The organism is Psychrobacter piscatorii (assembly GCF_001444505.1).
Lineage (GTDB): Bacteria > Pseudomonadota > Gammaproteobacteria > Pseudomonadales > Moraxellaceae > Psychrobacter > Psychrobacter piscatorii_B.
This window is the reverse complement of record NZ_LNDJ01000001.1, coordinates 36,968-56,299: the sequence shown is the minus strand read 5'-3', so window position 1 is coordinate 56,299 and position 19,332 is coordinate 36,968. Positions and strand designations below refer to the sequence as shown.

Annotated in this window: 17 protein-coding genes and 1 tRNA gene; 10 read left to right on the top strand and 8 right to left on the bottom strand. The window is 42.9% G+C overall.

From position 1 onward, the window contains the following. Positions 1 to 53 precede the first annotated feature (53 nt). Entirely contained in the window at positions 54 to 1,034 is a 981-nt protein-coding gene (gene gluQRS, locus AS194_RS00260; RefSeq protein WP_413771697.1) for a tRNA glutamyl-Q(34) synthetase GluQRS, read from the top strand. Positions 1,035 to 1,139: 105 nt separating this feature from the next. Here the strand turns inward: gluQRS and AS194_RS00255 are convergent, their stop codons facing one another. Together AS194_RS00255 and murD are read right to left on the bottom strand one after the other, a co-directional pair. Beyond that, complete coding sequence (locus AS194_RS00255) at positions 1,140 to 2,336, bottom strand: putative peptidoglycan glycosyltransferase FtsW (RefSeq protein ID WP_200960296.1); 1,197 nt, start codon at positions 2,334 to 2,336, stop codon at positions 1,140 to 1,142. A 288-nt stretch (positions 2,337 to 2,624) separates the two neighbouring features. Then, positions 2,625 to 4,061, bottom strand: coding sequence for a UDP-N-acetylmuramoyl-L-alanine--D-glutamate ligase (gene murD / locus AS194_RS00250; RefSeq protein ID WP_058023495.1), 1,437 nt, complete (start codon positions 4,059 to 4,061; stop codon positions 2,625 to 2,627). Between the two features lie 668 nt (positions 4,062 to 4,729). Here murD and AS194_RS00245 point away from each other — a divergent pair. The 4 genes from AS194_RS00245 to AS194_RS00230 all read left to right on the top strand — a co-directional run bounded on the left by AS194_RS00245 (position 4,730) and on the right by AS194_RS00230 (position 9,412). Continuing rightward, positions 4,730 to 6,229, top strand: a complete 1,500-nt coding sequence (locus AS194_RS00245; RefSeq protein ID WP_058023494.1) for a SulP family inorganic anion transporter — start codon at positions 4,730 to 4,732, stop codon at positions 6,227 to 6,229. A gap of 158 nt (positions 6,230 to 6,387) precedes the next feature. Next, positions 6,388 to 7,242, top strand: coding sequence for a universal stress protein (locus tag AS194_RS00240; RefSeq protein WP_058023493.1), 855 nt, complete (start codon positions 6,388 to 6,390; stop codon positions 7,240 to 7,242). Between the two features lie 462 nt (positions 7,243 to 7,704). Further along, complete coding sequence (locus tag AS194_RS00235) at positions 7,705 to 8,043, top strand: P-II family nitrogen regulator (RefSeq protein WP_010197981.1); 339 nt, start codon at positions 7,705 to 7,707, stop codon at positions 8,041 to 8,043. Between the two features lie 106 nt (positions 8,044 to 8,149). Further along, the gene (locus tag AS194_RS00230) at positions 8,150 to 9,412 is read left to right on the top strand and encodes an ammonium transporter (protein ID WP_058023492.1); all 1,263 of its coding nucleotides are present in this window, start codon (positions 8,150 to 8,152) and stop codon (positions 9,410 to 9,412) included. A gap of 196 nt (positions 9,413 to 9,608) precedes the next feature. Here the strand turns inward: AS194_RS00230 and AS194_RS00225 are convergent, their stop codons facing one another. The 3 genes from AS194_RS00225 to AS194_RS00215 form a co-directional block, all read right to left on the bottom strand. Then, positions 9,609 to 9,992: a DUF2147 domain-containing protein gene (locus AS194_RS00225; protein WP_058023491.1), complete on the bottom strand. Its 384-nt coding sequence runs from the start codon at positions 9,990 to 9,992 to the stop codon at positions 9,609 to 9,611. Positions 9,993 to 10,252: 260 nt separating this feature from the next. Beyond that, positions 10,253 to 10,516 carry a hypothetical protein gene (locus AS194_RS00220; protein ID WP_058023490.1) on the bottom strand — a complete coding sequence of 88 codons (264 nt, stop codon included), beginning with the start codon at positions 10,514 to 10,516 and terminating at the stop codon, positions 10,253 to 10,255. Between the two features lie 52 nt (positions 10,517 to 10,568). Then, positions 10,569 to 11,405 carry a DNA/RNA non-specific endonuclease gene (locus AS194_RS00215; protein ID WP_227511544.1) on the bottom strand — a complete coding sequence of 279 codons (837 nt, stop codon included), beginning with the start codon at positions 11,403 to 11,405 and terminating at the stop codon, positions 10,569 to 10,571. 186 nt (positions 11,406 to 11,591) lie between these two features. Here AS194_RS00215 and AS194_RS00210 point away from each other — a divergent pair. Continuing rightward, positions 11,592 to 11,682 (top strand) — tRNA-Ser (locus tag AS194_RS00210). 241 nt (positions 11,683 to 11,923) lie between these two features. On the opposite strand, the gene AS194_RS00205 is transcribed toward AS194_RS00210, so the two are convergent. Continuing rightward, a complete protein-coding gene (locus AS194_RS00205) occupies positions 11,924 to 12,442 on the bottom strand; it encodes a PepSY domain-containing protein (RefSeq protein WP_227511543.1) in 519 nt (172 codons plus the stop codon). Positions 12,443 to 12,706: 264 nt separating this feature from the next. Here AS194_RS00205 and AS194_RS13675 point away from each other — a divergent pair, with 264 nt between their 5' ends. Continuing rightward, positions 12,707 to 12,850, top strand: coding sequence for a hypothetical protein (locus AS194_RS13675; protein WP_161808402.1), 144 nt, complete (start codon positions 12,707 to 12,709; stop codon positions 12,848 to 12,850). 325 nt (positions 12,851 to 13,175) lie between these two features. Further along, positions 13,176 to 14,072, top strand: coding sequence for a hypothetical protein (locus tag AS194_RS00200; RefSeq protein WP_058023487.1), 897 nt, complete (start codon positions 13,176 to 13,178; stop codon positions 14,070 to 14,072). A 174-nt stretch (positions 14,073 to 14,246) separates the two neighbouring features. Here the strand turns inward: AS194_RS00200 and AS194_RS00195 are convergent, their stop codons facing one another. Then, on the bottom strand, positions 14,247 to 14,963 hold the full coding sequence (locus tag AS194_RS00195) for a FadR/GntR family transcriptional regulator (RefSeq protein ID WP_058023486.1): 717 nt from the start codon (positions 14,961 to 14,963) through the stop codon (positions 14,247 to 14,249). 101 nt (positions 14,964 to 15,064) lie between these two features. Next, positions 15,065 to 16,798: an IlvD/Edd family dehydratase gene (locus AS194_RS00190; RefSeq protein WP_058023485.1), complete on the bottom strand. Its 1,734-nt coding sequence runs from the start codon at positions 16,796 to 16,798 to the stop codon at positions 15,065 to 15,067. Positions 16,799 to 17,014: 216 nt separating this feature from the next. Here AS194_RS00190 and AS194_RS00185 point away from each other — a divergent pair, with 216 nt between their 5' ends. Together AS194_RS00185 and araD1 are read left to right on the top strand one after the other, a co-directional pair. Further along, positions 17,015 to 18,322, top strand: coding sequence for an MFS transporter (locus tag AS194_RS00185; protein WP_058023484.1), 1,308 nt, complete (start codon positions 17,015 to 17,017; stop codon positions 18,320 to 18,322). A gap of 11 nt (positions 18,323 to 18,333) precedes the next feature. Beyond that, positions 18,334 to 19,332 carry an AraD1 family protein gene (gene araD1 / locus AS194_RS00180; protein WP_058023483.1) on the top strand — a complete coding sequence of 333 codons (999 nt, stop codon included), beginning with the start codon at positions 18,334 to 18,336 and terminating at the stop codon, positions 19,330 to 19,332.

The following is a 19,332-nucleotide window of genomic DNA, read 5'->3' as shown; positions in this document are numbered from 1 at the left end:
GAACCTGATTTTTATTATTCTATCTGTATTATTTTTATCGATAGCCATTTATTGTGAAAACTATTCCTACTGATACGCCATCTCACACCAAATCATCCCAGCCTATTGGCCGCTTTGCCCCTTCACCAACGGGTGAGTTGCACCTTGGTTCTTTGACCACGGCACTTGCAAGCTTTTGCCATATTAAATCGCTCGGTGGACAGTGGCTGCTGCGTATCGAAGATACCGACACCGAGCGCTGTGATAGACAGTTTACTGAACAGATTTTGATGGACTTAGAGGTGCTTGGGTTGCACTGGGACGGTGATGTCATTTATCAATCTGAACGCATTGATATTTATAACGAATACTTGTCTTCATCGTTACGCCCATTGACCTACGGCTGCCAGTGCTCACGCAAAGACTTAGAGCAATATTGGGCGCAAGAGGAAATTAATAGACATCACAATAATGTTAACTTAACACAACCATGCAATCAAACGCAGCCGAACAGACAGCGTTACCCACGACGCTGTGTTGCATCTGGCCTTGATAGGCAACAGCATAAATTACGTATACAGCTGCCAGACTATAAAATTGGCTTTCACGATGGTATCCAAGGACTGCAATGGGACAATCCGCAGCAGACACTAGGAGATATGGTGGCTCGTCGTCAAGACGGTATGATCAATTATATACTGGCAGCCAGCATTGATGACGGCCTACAACAGGTGACTCATATCATGCGTGGTTTAGATATTTTACCCATGACCACAGCACAGATCAGTATCATGCAGGCGGCACAACTGCCAACCATCGACCATTGGTATCATCTACCATTAATCAACAATACAGATGGTCAAAAGCTCTCTAAGCAAAATCTTGCGCAGCCAATTGATACCTCAGACCCAAGCCAGCTTATCGCTGATGCCTTAAAACTCCTACAGCAACCAAAGGTCGATATTGATACACCAGCCAATATGCTCAAGCAAGCAATTGCTCAATGGGAAAATACGCCGCTACGAGGGAAGCAGCAGTTGAATTCGCCTTATTGAAAATAACTAAAAAGCAACTCACAAAAAATAGATAGCAAAAAGCGCCACTGTTTGCGGCGCTTTTTTAGTGCTTGATCATAGAATGTATAGACTAACTTAAACTTTTTAGTAGTAGCGGCATTGGCTCTTTTCAATCTCAGGACTTTCTTTATATATTTTCAATAATAAAGCCACCATCACCAAGCTAATCAACATTGAAGAACCGCCATAACTAAAGAATGGCATGGTGAGGCCTTTGGTAGGAATGGCACCCATGTTCATCGCCGCATTAATAATCGTCTGCGCAATAAACACCACACCGATACCGAACGCGGTATAGCTCATGCGCATTTGGCGACGTTTTAGCGCGTTGTAACTGATACGCATCGCACTACCAATAATCAGTGCTTCGAGTATCAATACCATACTGACACCAACAAAACCCAATTCTTCACCCGTAATCGCCAATAAAAAGTCAGTATGCGCCTCAGGCAAATGCGATAGTTTTTGTACGCTTTCGCCATAGCCAACCCCGGTGAACTGTCCACGGCCAAAAGCAATCAGACTACGTGCCAGCTGATAATCAGTATCCTGCACATCATCAAACGGATCCATGAACGACATCACACGTACCAATCGGTACTCTGCCGTGGTCACCATCAACACTGCGCCACCAACGGCTGCCGCACCCAATGCTAAGAAATGCTTATAAGGTGCTCCAGCGATATAAAAAATCGCAAATAGCGTCCCCAAAATAACGACAAAAGAACCAAAATCTGGCTGCGACAATAGCAGTATCGTTATCAGTACCACCACTAGCATAATGCGTAAAAAGCCATCTAGGCCATTACGAACCTCAAAAGAGCGGCGCACCACAAAATCAGAGACAAACACAATCATGACAAGCTTAGCCAACTCGGCTACCTGAAAGTTAAAGCCTCCCAGCGTGAGCCAGCGCTTAGAGCCGTTAATGGGTGTACTAAACAGCGTTGCCACCAGCAAAATACCAGTAATACCCAACAAAAGAAACTGCGTTTCAGTCTTATATAGCGTCCGTAACGACACACCATAATAAGGGATAATGGCGACGATTAACCCAATCGTCATGTACAGTAGCTGATTATTGAAAAAATACAGCTCCGTCATACCGCGACTGAGCGCAAAAGGAATAGAAGCAGAAGCCACCATCAGCAAACTAAGTACCATCATGCAACCTACGCTCGATAGTAAAATTGCACGTGCTGATGGCATAGAAAGCACACCATCTGAGCCAGAGGCTTGCTTGGTTTTGGGCGAAGAACGAAAAAAAGAGGAGAGCGCCATAATTTTATATACACTAACAAACGAAAAAACACGGCGTCTATGAAACGCCACCGTTTAAAAAATCATAAAGTAAATCTTACTAGATAGACGATGATAAAAACCCTCAATCATCAAAAAATGCTTGAGCAATCATTTATCTAGCAATCAGAGTCATTACGATCGACAGTAGCAGCAATTTATAAGCAAAACAATCATTTATACGAGAAATGCTGCTTTGGTTAATAAGTAACTCACGTGCTACTACACCATCTAAGCTAATCTGTTCGAGCCCATAGCCATTTAAAACTTTTAACTGATAATCGTGCTATCTGATTGTGCCGTATCTAACTGAGCAACCAATCGACTGAAATGCTCACCGCGAGCCGCATAACCACTGTATTGATCAAAACTGGCACAGGCAGGTGACAACAATACCGCTTGCACTTGCGATAGGCTGCTGGCAGTGACTTGCTGAATAGTGACAAAGGCGTTTTCTAATGTCTGGCATTGATGCAATGCGACATCATCGCTTAATTTCGTTGCGCGTAAATGCTGCTCAATTTGCTTGCCATCCTCACCAATAAACAGCACTTGGCTGACATACTGATTGATAAAGGGCATCAACTCGCCAAACTGCTGACCTTTACCTTGCCCGCCTAAAATCAAGAGAAGTTTACCATCTTTAGGAGCGTAGACGGCGCCCAATCCTTCGATCGCAGCCATGGTAGAGCCAATATTGGTGCCTTTAGAATCATCAAAATAGTCGATATTAGCAAAGCTCCCTACATACTGGCAGCGATGCTCAAGACCTGTGAATTGCTGTAACGTTTCGAGCATACTCTCAAGGGGCAACCCTGCAAGCTCACCGAGCGCTAAAGCTGCTTGCGCGTTTAGCAGATTATGACGTCCTTTCATCAACAGTTTGTCTGCGGACAGTAACCTTTCTGTACCACGCGCAATAAATGTTTGACCTTCCACATCTGTTATCAGGCCGTACTGTCCTTTGTCAGGCGCATGGATGCCAGTACTGATCTTTGGCAGATTGTCTGCAACCAATGGACGGGTGAGTGCATCCTCACGGTTGATGACGACGGACTTAGCGCCTTGGAAAATACGATGTTTGGCCTGATGGTAGCCCAGCATATCACCATGGCGATCGAGATGATCTGGCGACATATTGAGGACAGTGGCAACCTTTGCCGCCAAATTTGTGACGGTTTCTAGTTGAAAGCTAGATAGTTCTAGCACCGCCAGCTCCATGTTCGTATTATCCAGCAAAGTGAGTGCTGGTATCCCTATGTTGCCGCCCACACCCACATTGATACCAGCGTCTGCTGCCATTTGCCCCACTAAAGTGGTCACGGTGCTTTTGGCATTGGAGCCTGTGATCGCCACGATCGGCACCATACAAGCCTCACAAAAAAGCTGAATGTCGCTGACGACGGGAATATTTGCGTGACGAGCTGCTGCAATGGCAGGTGTGTCAAGCGAGATACCAGGACTGATAATAATGCGGGCAGCTTGCTGCAATAATTCTGCATCAATGGTACCAAACTGACGAACCTCAATCTCATCTGGCAATTGTGCTGCCAGTGTAGGCGCGAGCTGTGCATCTGTTACCGCCACTTGATAGCCTTGTTTGGCAAGATAATGCGCGACCGATAACCCAGACTGTCCCAAACCAACCACGACCTGTAGACCATTACCCTTGTGGATCAAGGTTTCTGTTGCGTTATGAGCGGTCATATCTATTCCTTCTATTGAACGAGCGAGATGTCATCAAGCACACTGATGCGGATAGCGACTCCAAATGACACCACCAAGATGACAAGCATCATAACGGTATCGTTCAGATTTCGGTACTGATTTTTTATGTGTTTGTGCTATTATTCGCCTATTTTTATATTCAGTGGCTAATGCTATAATAGCTAACTTAATTGATGCGTGACATTGCTATATGATAAAGCAGTTCACCCAAGCATTTTAGTTTATCATGTTGTCACATTAATCGCGCTATTGTCACGTCTCTTTAGCAATGATTCATGTGTCACAACGGGATGTCAGACCCGCATTCTTTTCTGGCAGATTATTGATTACCCTCTACTGCAGCAAGTGATTGCTGATTCTATGTCTTACGATAGGCCTTTTTTATAGCCTATTTTAAGCAATCTGGTTCAAACCATATTTTAGGTAGTTTTATTGCTCTTATCATCTTTTTGAATATTGATGAGCGTATTTGTGATACCAAAAAAATCAGTAGACATACTTATGATTGACCTTTCACATTCCAACACAGCAACATGACCTGTGCATGTTGACGTAAAAGAAAAATGAATAGCTATTTTTAGTGACACGATCATTTTATAAATGAGTAATGATTACTTTTTTTGCCTCTAACTCTATGTAGTTTACTTATGATATCTTTTGTTGATAACTTGCGTGACGAGTGGTTCTCCAACGTTCGCGGTGACGTTTTATCGGGCTTGGTTGTCGCCTTGGCGCTTATTCCAGAAGCCATTGCCTTTTCTATTATCGCAGGTGTTGATCCAAAAGTCGGCCTATATGCCTCATTCTGTATCGCGGTCGTGATCAGTTTTGTCGGTGGTCGTCCAGGTATGATTTCGGCAGCAACGGGTGCTATGGCCTTAGTCATGGTTGATTTGGTTGCCGATCATGGTTTGCGGTATTTACTGGCTGCGACCTTATTGTGCGGCGTCATTCAGGTCGTCATGGGCATCCTAAAGCTTGGTAATTTGATGCGCTTTGTCTCGCGCTCAGTCGTCATTGGCTTTGTCAACGCGCTGGCAATATTGATATTCGCCGCCCAGTTACCAGAATTAAATCCCATGACCGAACGTGTCGGTATGACGGTATATATCATGACGGCTGTGGGTTTGGCAATTATTTATCTGTTTCCCCTTATTCCTAAAATAGGCCGTGTGATTCCCTCTCCATTGATTTGTATCGTTGGGTTGACAGCGGTCGCCATGTATATGAATCTTGATATTCGTAACGTTGGTAGCATGGGTGATTTGCCAGATTCGTTGCCTGTGTTTTTGTTGCCTGATATTCCATTAAACCTAAATACATTGTTGATTATTGCTCCTTATTCTATTGCGCTTGCCATTGTGGGTTTATTAGAGTCTATGATGACTGCGACGATTGTCGATGAGCTGACCGATACGCCAAGTGATAAGAACAAAGAGTGCCGTGGTCAAGGCATAGCCAACGTGGTGTCAGGTTTCTTCGGTGGTATGGCAGGCTGTGCGATGATTGGTCAGTCAATGATTAATGTTAAATCAGGTGGACGCACACGTCTGTCGACTTTGATTGCAGGTGTTGTATTGCTCATTATGGTGGTGTTTTTGAGTGAATGGGTCAGCCAAATCCCAATGGCAGCCCTCGTTGCTGTCATGATTATGGTATCGATTGGCACGTTTAACTGGCAATCTATTCGCGAATTCAAAACGCACCCTATGTCATTCAATATAGTGATGCTAGCGACGGTATTGACCACTGTCTTTACGCACAACTTAGCTTATGGCGTTGGTGTTGGCGTGTTGCTATCTGCCTTAGCATTTGCCAATAAGATTGGTCAGTTCTTAACCATATTCAGTGAGTACGATGATAGTAGCAATACCCGTTATTATTATGTTCAAGGACAGGTGTTCTTTGCCTCTACGACACAGTTTTTGAATAGCTTTGATACCAAAGAAGCGGTAGACAGCATTCAAATTGACGTCAGCAATGCACATTTTTGGGACATCAGTGCTGTTGATACCTTGGACAAGCTGGTCATGCGCTTGCAACGTGAAGGTATTAATGTCAAAGTGGTAGGACTCAACAATGCGAGTCGAACACTGATTGACCGCTTCTCTATTCACGATCGCCGAGATATTGGCTTATTAGATTAAGCAAATCTACGTCTAACTTGTCATTGATGTATGGCAAGGTTTTGTGAATCGATGGATAAATAGACAGCTGCGTTGGTCAAAAGAGTTGGGTATGTACGTGATGCCTTAGCCCTACGCTGAGTGGCTGATTTTGATGATTAGAATGATGTGGCCGTTTTATGAGTAACTTAAAACCAGATAGTGTCATTGCTTGCTTGGACTGTCCTGATCATGTTCAAGCTGTATTAGAGGCCAGCATGTGGGCTTCTATTCGCTTGCGCGCGCCTGTAGGACTGCTACATTCAGTCCCAAGCTTACAGCAAAAAGCTGCAATCAATTATTCTGGTTGTCTCAATATTGATGATGAAAATGCCTTGCTTGAGCAGTTCACAACCAAAGAGCATTTGGGCAACTGTGAGCTAAAAGCACAGGGCAGACTATTACTGTCTCAAGCTACCACGTATTGCGAGCAAAAGCCTCATAAGCTTAAAACTTATACCTTGCATCGTCATGAAAACCTGAACCAGAGTATCGATTACGTCGATGACAAGGCACAATTGATCGTCATCGGTCATCATGTCACGTGCAAATCGACATTAGAACAACTGATTAGAGTCAGCCACTGCCCCATTTTGGTGACACATGCACCATTTTTGCCCCCTACTACCGCTTTGTTTGCTTTTGACAACAGTCCAACATGCCATAAGTTACTTAATTGGTTGTGTAAAACCCCGCTCGTGCGTGCCTTGACCATTCATATTGTCATGATCGGTAAAGAAACCTCTGATAACTGTGACGCCCTACGTGAAGCATACGCGAAGCTCAAGCAAGCAGGTATCAAATCTAAAAAAACATTATTAGACTGCCGTGATGTTGCGGCGGCTTTAAATTACTACCAAAACCAAAACGATATCGGCCTACTCATAACAGGCGCGTTTGGCCAATCGCGTTTACGTGAGTTGCTACAAGGCAGCGATACTAAGAAGTTATTAGGCAGCACCAAAACACCATACCTCCTTTTTCCTAAGGCTTAAGCATCGTTTTATCTACACACATAGCCTATCTATATAAGCGCAGAGCACCAATGACTCTTTTGGTCTCTGCCGCTTACCGCGACTTCTCCTCTATTTAGCTTTAATCAGCTGTCATCAAACGTTCATTTTATTACTAAACTCAAGTTAGCAAAACGTCACATGAAATAGAGGGATAGCCTCCCCAAGCACCTAAAAAGTTGGTTATAATAAAGTTTTCATTAACCAAACGCTAAAGGTTGAGTCGCTTTTACTATGTTTATAATGATGGCTCTCATCATTACATCGTCACTCATATACTCTGTTGCAACCGCGGTTATTTTTGAATAAATAAACCCAATTCTACCTCCCCCTTGAGTAGGTTGGCACAGTTCTTGAATAACTTACCGTAAGCAAAGCAGAGATACGACGATGCACCATAATGCCTCTATCAATCTGCGGCATCACACAAATAAGGAATTTTTTATGAAGCTAATCACTGCGATCTTAAAACCGTTTAAGCTCGACGATGTGCGTGAAGCGCTTTCTGACATCGGTGTTAAAGGTGTTACCGTCACTGAAGTCAAAGGTTTCGGTCGTCAAAAAGGTCACACAGAGCTCTATCGCGGCGCAGAATACGTGGTGGACTTTTTACCTAAGGTAAAAGTCGAAGTCGCTGTGATCGACGAGATGGTCGAACCTGCTATTGAAGCAATCACTCGTATCGCTAGCACTGGCAAGATTGGTGACGGCAAAATCTTCGTCACTGCGCTTGAGCAAGTCATTCGTATCCGTACGGGCGAAACCGGACCTGATGCTATCTAGATTTGAGGCCATATCTATAAACATCGATTTATAGAGAAAGGCTCTTACTGCATTTTTATCTATCGGTCATACCGATATCTATATCGTAAATTCAAGGGGAATTTAAATGGAAAGTCAAATCTTTGAGCTCCAGTATGCGCTCGATACGTTTTACTTTTTGATCTGTGGGGCGTTGGTCATGTGGATGGCAGCTGGCTTCACTATGTTAGAGGCCGGATTGGTCCGATCAAAAAACACGGTCGAAATCTTAACTAAGAATGTCGCGCTATTTGCAACCGCCAGTATCATGTACATGATATGCGGCTACGCTATTATGTATGGTGGCGATCTGTTCTTGAGCGGAATTGCAGGCGGCGACACCTTGGTAGAAGACGCGTTAGCAGCCTCCGCCGAAAATGGCTTTGGTGGTGACTCTGTCTACTCTGCAGCCTCAGATTTTTTCTTCCAAGTAGTCTTTGTAGCGACTTGTATGTCAATCGTTTCAGGTGCTGTTGCTGAGCGTATGAAGCTATGGGCTTTCTTATTATTTGCTGTTGTCATGACTGGTGTTATCTATCCATTAGAAGGCAGTTGGACTTGGGGCGGTAACGATGTCTTTGGGTTATTTAACCTGGGTGACATGGGTTTCTCTGACTTTGCAGGCTCTGGTATCGTCCATATGGCGGGTGCTGCTGCTGCTCTAGCAGGTGTATTACTCCTAGGACCCCGTAAAGGTAAATACGGTCCTAACGGTGAGATACGTGCGATTCCTGGCGCCAATCTTCCACTAGCCGCGCTTGGTACATTGATCCTATGGATGGGTTGGTTCGGTTTCAACGGTGGCTCAGTACTAAAACTTGGCGATATCGCCAGTGCCAACTCTGTCGCCATGGTATTCTTGAACACTAATGCTGCTGCTGCTGGTGGTGCTGTGGGCGCTCTGATAATCGCTCGTATCATCTTTGGTAAAGCGGATCTAACCATGCTCCTAAACGGTGCATTAGCCGGCCTAGTCGCCATTACTGCAGAGCCATCAACCCCTTCTGCGCTACAAGCCACTCTTTTCGGTGTTGCCGCTGGTGTCATCGTCGTATTATCAATCTTAGCGTTAGATAAAATCAAAATTGATGATCCAGTGGGTGCAATCTCAGTTCATGGCGTGGTTGGTCTGTTTGGTCTACTAATCGTACCAATTACCAACCCAGCATCTACCTTTATCGGCCAGATTGTGGGTGCGGCGACCATCTTTGCTTGGGTATTCATCGCTAGCTTGATCGTTTGGGGAATCCTCAAAGCAGTCATCGGTATCCGTATCTCTGAAGAAGATGAGTACGAAGGTGCTGATATTGCAGAGTGTGGTATGGAAGCTTATCCAGAATTTATCAGATAAGACCTCTTAATAGTCTAAACCCTATCGTTCGATACGCTGATACTACTTACCGTAGTGTCAGCGTTTATTATTTTATTGAGTAACCTCCCCTTACTGACACAATAAAATGTAAAACATAAAAAATCCCGCAGTACCTTTCGGTAGTGCGGGATTTTATCTATTAAGTACAGATCTGATAAAAAACTACTTGATCGACTTATTTCTTTTTCCACTCTTGGCTACGAGAGAATGGACCAATATAGCCTCTTAGCTTCAAAGTATTACCACTTAGATTTGCCGTCATACGATAATCTTTGCCTTTTTCAGGATCAGTAATCGTACCACCGCTGTATTTACCGCCACCATCAGATTTTAGACCTCTAATAATGGTCGTGCCTATATGCTTTTTGCCTTTGGCTGAGTTAGTAGCAATGAGCGTACCTGTCAGTACCCCATTTGACTCAGTAATTTTTACCGTACCTTTTGGCTTGCCTTCATCATATGTCTGCCAAGTCGTATTGGCTAATGGGTCAGCAGCAAATGCCATACTAGCAATACCAATACCAGCAACGGCTAACGTGGTTTTTGTAAATAATTTCATAGATTGACTCCCTTCATACAATGATTGCTCGAAACATTATGTTTCTGATTTCCTATGCTTATCCTTTGCTAGAATCTTTTATTACAAGCTTTGCGATTCTCTACTTATAAAGCGTAGGTTATCGATATTGCTCATAACTCTTTGTCAAAGATTTTGAGCGACATAAGCGATGTCTTGACTCATTATAATCAATTTTCCGACTTTGCCTAGTAATTTTTTTATACTTTATTATTTCTATAAAATAAAACCATATCAAAGACTTACAAGAAGGGATTGTCGATATCTTTGCCCAATTGGTCATCATTTTCCTTTGACTTATCATCATTATTACTATATAGGTCTTTACTTTCAAATGCGTTTATGACCCGACTCATTAGCTCATGCAATTGCTGAGCGTTTTCATATCCGGATGCATCCAAAGTCAGGTCAATATCACCATAAATGATGACTTTGTCCTTTTGGTTTTCAATAACAAGATCACCAACCTGCATGCTTTGGTGATCATTGGCGAATGGGTCAATCATGTGTGCATCCTTATGGTGTATTTAAAACTCAAAAAGTATTCTACGTTTTGCTCTATGCCTTTAACTGCGCAAGTAACCACTCCAAAATAGCCCAGACGAATAGCATCCAATCCGGCTCCTGCGCTGAGGTATCAGACCCCTCTGACGCCTCCCCTGCCTTCAGTGGCAAATCCAATGCTTCTCGCTTAGTTTGAATGTCCAACATCGGCAAGACATCAATACCAGTTTCAGCGGTCAGCTCATCGATACTAATAACATCAATACGCTCCGACTCGTCATTTGGTGCGTAATATACCCCTGCCTGATTGGTCGCGGGTATATACACTGCTTTGAAAAAATGGCTGGGTACAAGCACACGATTGGCAAGCTGCTTGGTCTTAGTATTGGTAAATGCGACGCCAGTAATGGTATAAACCTCACCGTATTGCTGGGTCAAATAGCGAGTAGCAGACTCAATATTACGCCAAATATAACGATTGTTACGTGGCGACTGCGGCGCGATATTGGCCAGACTAAAGCTATCATACTGTTGGCTGCGCGTTGCCATATTTGCATTTGGTGCTAGGTGTCCGCGATCATAACCAGAACCTGAATAGTCAGTTAATGACGCGCGTGCTGATTCTGGGAGCTTGCTTTCTTCATGGAAGCTATCTTCACGGTCGATCTGTTTGGCTTGCTGCAGACGTGTGCGATCTAGATGTTCTGCTGACCACAGCGGTGTCCGTGATACACCAGAGTACATAACGGCAAAGCCATCCATGCATAATTCTTGTGTCTTATTACTCAGCTTAGTGTTGGTAAATTCAGGATAGATACCACCATAAAAAGATTGGCTACACTGCGTGAAATCATCAGCATGCGCTTGAGTGATACCTATTGCAACTGTCATGACAGTCATTAGCATGCTGTGTTTAAGCCTATATGTGCGCTCACGGAAACTTATCATTCAATCTTCAACCATTTATACTCATCATTGCGTATCTGCTATCCTAGCAGGCAGTTAGCAATAAAGAAAGATAGCGCGCAAGTCGTGACATTTTAAATGGTATCCGCTATACTTAGGCGTTCAAAAAACGGTGAAGTGGGTGAGTGGCTGAAACCGCACGCCTGGAAAGTGTGTATACGTTAATCGCGTATCGAGGGTTCGAATCCCTCCTTCACCGCCAATCTTATTAAATCCTGGTTTTCCTATACTGTCCTAAACAATCCTATATCCCTCTGAAAACCTTTACACATAACGCGTCTAGCGTTTTTTTTATGCTTGTTATTTATCTATAGATAATATTTCAATTCTGAATGATTCAGCCGTGTCGATGATATTGGCTCATGATGAGGAATAGTGCATAAAAAAGCCCCAAACCACTAAAAAGTCGCTTGGGGCAAAAAATCGATATATTCTATCAATAATTAATCGTCATGATCCACATGACTGCTCAAAACCTTACCCGTCATGCTATCGACCACGACGTCATAGATTTGATTGCCTTTACCAATTTCAATCTTATAAATAGGTTTACCATAATCCATATCAAATTCGGCTTCCAGCACCGTGCCGTTTAGCGTCTTGTTAGCATTTTTTATGGCTTGCGGCAGGCTAGTTTTTGCTTGCTTCATGGTGTTATATTCGGCCAAATCTTCTTTATCTAAACGCTCTATCTCATCTTTTATCACTTCACCTGTATTGGCATTGACGATGACCTCTTGCTCGTTATTGTTGGCAATAATTTTAATCTCATAATGGTTATCTTCCATACGGTCTTCTTGATCAAAGCCTGCAATAATAATGTTGCCTGCTACCGTCTTATTCGCAAGAGTCATCGCTTGCTCTAAGCTGATTTTACTCTGTGATGCCGCGACGGTTTCCTTCATTGATGTAGCGGCTTGGCTCAATGGAATAGCAGCCGCGCTAAGGGTAGCGACACTCAATGCTACTGCTAATGATTTTTTAATGTTAATATTTTTTTCATAATAAGGCCTTCAGGTTTTCCAGATATGTTATCGAGATCGTTATTTATTGAAATAATGTAGTGAAAGATGGTGACACAGTTCGCCGCGTTCTGTCTAAATGATTTATGCTGATAAAACGTAACTTATGTTGTGTTTACAAGGTAAAATATTTTGTAACTATGTCAAAGCGTGGCCAAATTGTTTACTACTTTTCGACATATAGGGTTTATCAAAAGAGAGATCATGGTCAAACTACTCTGCATTGTATTAACAGTAATTGGCTTGGCATTCCTCATCGGCGGCGCTGCCTCGACGGTCGCTGCTAAGATTAATTTTGGTATAGAGTTACTGTTGTTGATCAACACGGAAGTTATCACAGATAGTTGAAGACAGCTTCGTTAATGTTGTTTTGATTGATTTGGGTGAGCATTGAGGCGCTTTAGATACTTTTTAAAATGGTGAATAGTTGTAGCGAATAATGATACTTCGATTGCCTCATTTTTTATAAATATAGTGTGCATTGCCATTTCGAATAAGGCTCAAAACGTTGCAATCTTATGGTTAATGAAGATACTGGGTTTTTGAATATCACATGTGAGCAAAACGTAAATTCTATTGTAGCAACACTGTTAAAACCGAAAATTTGTTTTGCAATTAACTATAGCTTTATCTATGATTATTTTCTTACGGGAAACTAACGATAGGTAACAATATGAAAATCAATAAGCTATACGCAGGGATCGCCTTGGCAAGTACAATGATATTGACAGGGTGCGGTGATGATAACGAGGTCGGCCCTACCGTTAATAACGAATTGGACTATACAGTTTTTGATCCTTTCACCGATATGTCAAATGATGAATATCAAGATGGCTGGGGCAAGCTCGCGTACAAACTCAGTAATAATGGCTTGATACAAACAATCTCCACTGTGGTAGGAAGCTCACCTACTGCTTATCAAAATAGTAGAAGCGACGATGATGAGCTGGAATATTACGCTGGCAAAAACGCGTTCGCTGCTGTTCCTGAAAATTTTGACAGTAAGTTTTATAAAATCAACTTCGTTGATAGCGATACCTTTACACTAAAAGTTCAGTCAAATAATTCAACTTTTAACTCTACTTATGACATTGCTACTCTTGACCTTACGGGCGTAGGCAAGCAACCACGCAATGCTACTACTGGTATAGATACTGATTTAGATTATTTCCCTGATGGATTTAATGCCACTTTTCCTAGTGGCTCTCAATGCTATATATTTTTAGAAACACCCAATCAAACTTTCTATACTTTTTCTGAAGATGAGGATGAAGGTAGCATGACTATAGATGAGTGGATTACTAACCAGCAAGAATGGTATACAGTCACTAATGTTGTCAAAGAATATGTCGGACTCAATAATGAGCTACCAGCTGTTAGATATACTGACGAAGATGGCGATATTATTGCCGCTATTAGATACAACGGTTTGATATACAGCGCTTCATATAGTCAGGAAGGAATCCAAGAAAAAGAAAACACTGATCCTGGTGTTTCAGAAGTTTACTGTAATCAGTATAACGATGTAGCGACTAAATTCTTGGAAACACAAATCAAGGCTAATTATTAATATTAGCTGTGAATTGAGACCTAGCTACTTGTATACATTAAGACAAAAAATAGCGCCTACAATGGGCGCTATTTTTTTATATTACGACACTGCGTAAGTATTCGAGAATTAGCACAGATGACCAAACTCTATTGAGTAGATATTTTATCGTTCAAAAGATCGATCAAACGTTTATTACTTTTTGATTAGCGTATAGGCCACATTGGTATCATCCAATTGTACTAAAGAAGCCAGTCTGGCTGATAGAGGATCTCTACTCTCGATTGCCGTTAAGATCGCTTTGTGTCTTGGTAAGGAGTGCGTTTGTAAGTTAGGTCTTAAGCTGGTCAGCTTGATAGATTGTTGTAGCGGTAATACCAACATTTTTGACATATAAGCCAGTAGGTCATTATGTGTGGCCTTGGCAATGGCAAGATGGAACTCTATATCAGGTTGCATAAACTCTTCTGCGTTGGTCGCCTTCTCCATGCCCTCATACGCTGTTTTAATCTGTGCGATATCGTCATCGGTTGCAGTGGTAGCAGCGATATACGCCATCTCAGGCTCTAAAACACGTCGAACGGTCGATAAGGTTTTAAAAAAATCATTTTCTGGTGTAGATTCAATCAACCAAAATAGCACGTCTGGATCAAGCATATGCCATTCGTCTTTGGGACGCACGACCGTACCGACTTTGGGACGCGAGTACGTTAAACCCTTAGAGTTCAGTACTCGTATGGCTTCACGAGAGACAGGCCGACTGACCTGAAACTCCTCACACAGCTCATCTGAGGAGGGTAGTTTTTCGTTTTCAGGAAAATGACCAGAAACGATTTTTAGACCTAATTGTTGAACAATTAACGCATGCTGGCTTTTGCTTGGAATAGGGTTCTTGTAGTCGGCAGTGCTCATATATTATCGTTACTCATATTTGACACTAGTATGTTATAGAAGACTTTATCAATAAACAAGGTCTTCTATTTTTCATAAATTAGTGCCAATTTTTGAGTAAATTAGTGCGAATGACGAGGCACCTCAGAACCGCGACAACCAACTAAAAAGTCGAAATCGCAGCCCTCATCCGCTTGCAGCACATGCTTAACATAGAGTTCACGATACCCACCGATAAAGTTGGGTGTGGGCGGTGCTGGCAGATTCGCTAAGCGCTGCTGTAGCTCTTCATCGCTAACATCTAAGTGCAGTTTTCCGGCGTAGGCATCAAGCTCAATAAAGTCACCGTTTTGTACCGCAGCCAATGGTCCGCCTGCGCGCGCTTCTGGTGCCACATGTAGTACCACGCTGCCATACGCCGTACCACTCATGCGCGCATCAGAAATTCGCAGCATATCTGTGATGCCTTTTTCTAACAGCTTGGGTGGCAATCCCATATTGCCGACTTCAGCCATCCCGGGATACCCTTTAGGCCCTGCATTTTTTAATACCAAAATGCAGGTTTCATCGACATCCAAGTCTGGATCTACAATACGGGCTTTATAGTCATCAAGATCTTCGAATACCACAGCACGACCACGATGTTTCATCAATTCCGCTGAAGCGGCAGATGGTTTGAGCACGGCACCTTTTGGTGCTAGATTGCCATGTAAGATACACATTCCACCATCTTTACTCAGTGGATTGTCTATTTGACGGATAACCTCATCATTATAGATAGGCGAGCTTTGACAATTCTCCCAAATGCTTTGTCCGTTCGCAGTCAGTGCTTGCGGATGCGGTAGTAGATTGTGCTCACCCATACGGCGCAATACTGCAGGCAGACCGCCGCTATAATAAAACTCCTCCATCAAAAATCGTCCTGACGGCTGCAAATCTACAATGGTAGGCATGCCGCGACCAATACGATTCCAATCTTCTAGCTCTAAATCAACACCAATACGCCCAGCAATGGCTTTTAAATGAATCACTGCATTGGTTGATCCACCAATGGCGGCGTTGACTTTGATCGCATTCTCAAATGCTTCTTTAGTTAGAATTTTAGATAATGTCAGGTCTTCTTTGACCATATCTACGATACGCATACCTGATAAATGTGCTAAAACATAACGGCGCGAGTCCACGGCTGGAATAGCGGCATTGTGTGGTAAAGAAGTTCCTAATGCTTCAGCCATACAGGCCATTGTCGAAGCTGTTCCCATCGTATTACAGGTACCCGCTGAGCGCGACATGCCTGATTCTGCAGATAAAAATTCGTTGAGATCAATCTTGCCAGCTTTTAGCTCTTCATGCATTTGCCAGACGATGGTACCTGCGCCAATATCTTTTCCTTTATGTTTACCATTTAGCATCGGCCCACCGGTGACGACAATGGCAGGAACATCGCAACTGGCCGCGCCCATCAGTAGCGCAGGTGTGGTTTTATCACAGCCTGTTAATAGCACAACTCCATCCATCGGGTTACCGCGAATCGCTTCTTCTACATCCATACTCGCTAAATTACGCGTCAGCATCGCCGTTGGGCGTAGGTTAGATTCCCCATTAGAGAAAACAGGAAATTCAACAGGATACCCACCCGCTTCTAAAATGCCTTTTTTTACATGCTCAGCAATTTTGCGGAAATGGGCATTACAAGGTGTTAATTCTGACCACGTATTACAAATACCGATAATGGGTCTACCATCAAACTCATGATCTGGAATGCCTTGATTTTTCATCCAGCTACGATACATAAATCCATTTTTATCCGCCGTTCCAAACCAAGCTGCCGAGCGTAGTGGCTTCTTTTTTGACATCTCTATATCCTTATATAGTAATACTATTTAAATAATATTAATCAAAATACACTAAAAACAATCTTTTTAAAAGGGTTTACATTTAAATAGTATTACTATATTTTAGTTAAAGCTTTTATACATTATTTCAGTTATCGACTGATAACACCCTCAATTACAGATAATTTCTCTTTGGCATGATGCGTGAGAATTACCACATGGAACGTGGAGTCGGATATGGATTTCGAAAAGAACGTTATACGAACAGTGACCTACAGATTAATCCCTGCATTAATTTTGCTTTATGTGGTCGCTTATATTGATCGCGGTGCAGTCGGCTTTGCCCATCTACATATGGGAGCTGATGTTGGTATCGGTGACGCCGCTTATGGATTTGGCGCAGGCTTATTCTTTATTGGTTACTTCATGTTTGAGGTGCCAAGCAACTTACTATTGGCCAAATTTGGGGCACGTAAGTGGTTCACTCGTATTTTATTGACATGGGGTTTGATCACCATGGCGATGGCGCTTACCCAAGGCCCTAAGAGCTTCTATGCACTTAGGTTCTTGCTAGGTGTTGCTGAGGCAGGATTTTTCCCTGGTATTCTATATTTGATTACCCAATGGTTCCCAGTGCGTCACCGCGGCAAAATCATGGGTATGTTCGTGCTGTCGCAGCCGATTGCCATGGTTATTGCAGGGCCGTTGTCCGGTGCCTTACTAGGTATGGATGGCATGGCAAACATGCATGGCTGGCAATGGTTGTTCATAGCCGTTGGTTTACCTGCTGTTCTTTTGGCGCTACCCACGTACTTATATTTGCCAGATGATATTAAAACAGCCAACTGGTTAACCACAGAGCAAAAAAGTTGGTTGCAAAATGAATTGGTTAAAGATGAGTCTGAGTATGAGCAAACAAGGCATGCCAATCCTTTACATGCACTAAAAGACAAACGTGTGTTACTCCTTGCGCTGTATTACCTACCTGTCACCTTGAGTATTTATGGCTTAAATCTATGGCTACCTACGATTATCAAGCAGTTTGGTGGTGGTAGCGATCTACGAGTTGGCTTCTTGTCGAGTATTCCTTATCTTTTCGGAGTTGTCGGATTACTGATTATTCCGCGTAGTACGGACCGTTTAAATGACCGTTATGGGCATCTTGGTTTTCTTTATGCGGTAGGTGCCTTTGCCATGTTCCTAAGTGCTTGGCTCACCTCTCCTGTCCTGCAATTGGTTGCTCTATCTGCCGTCGCGTTTTGCTTGTTTTCGACAACGGCTGTTTTTTGGACACTGCCAGGCCGTTTCTTAACAGGTAGCAGTGCGGCAGCTGGTATTGCCTTGATCAACTCAGTAGGTAACTTGGGCGGTTATTTGGGACCTTATGGCATTGGTTTATTAAAGGAATACACCGGGCACATGGCAGCGGGCTTGTATTTTCTCTCTGTGGTGATGGTATTTGGCTTGATTTTGACTTATTTCGTCTACGCCAAATTTGAAAAAAAGAAATCTGAAAAAACAACCGTTAGCGAACAAGCGTACTAAGGACATTAATCATGAATATTATTCAATTTGAAACCCAAGATCAGCAGCGTGCGGTTGGCATTGTCGAAAACAATACTGTCAAGCCAATCAATCAGGTGACGACGGTTCGAGACTTAGCATTAATGGCAATCGAAAACACACTGAGCCTAGAGCAACAAATCGAACAATTAGGCTTCGCCTCTGAGAACTATGACTACGCACAACTACTAGACAACTTACAGGTACTTGCGCCTTTAGATCATCCAGATACCGCGCATTGTTTTGTCTCAGGGACGGGTTTGACCCATCTAGGCTCAGCGTCTACTCGTGACAAAATGCACCAACAGAACGTAACGGATACCGCATCAGTGACCGACACCATGCGCATTTTTCAATTAGGGATTGAAAAAGGCAAACCTGCTGACGGTGAGGTGGGCGCGCAACCTGAATGGTTCTATAAAGGCGATGGCTCTATTGTGGTTCGTCCTGGTGCAGATTTGCCTCTGCCTAATTTTGCAGAGGATGGCGGCGAAGAACCTGAAATTGCAGGTTTATATGTGATTGGTCCAGATTCAAAACCTTATCGAATTGGCTTTGCTATGGGTAATGAGTTTTCTGATCACATCATGGAACGTCGAAACTACTTATATCTTGCACATTCTAAATTACGTTTTTGTAGTTATGGTCCAGAGTTACGTACAGGTGAGCTGCCAAAACGTTTGGTCGGCACCAGTCGTCTACGCCGTGATGGTAACGTGATTTGGGAAAAAGAATTTTTATCAGGTGAAGACAATATGTGTCATAGCCTAGTCAATCTTGAATACCACCATTTTAAATATCAGCAATTCTTAAAACCAGGTGATGTACATATTCATTATTTTGGTACGGCGACGCTGTCATTTGCAGACGGTATGCAAACCCAAGTCGGTGATGAGTTTGAGATTGAGATAAAAGAATTTGGTCATTCTTTAAAAAATAAGATTGCACATACTCAACCTGAGCTATCCATTGGTTCAGTTAAAACCCTCTAA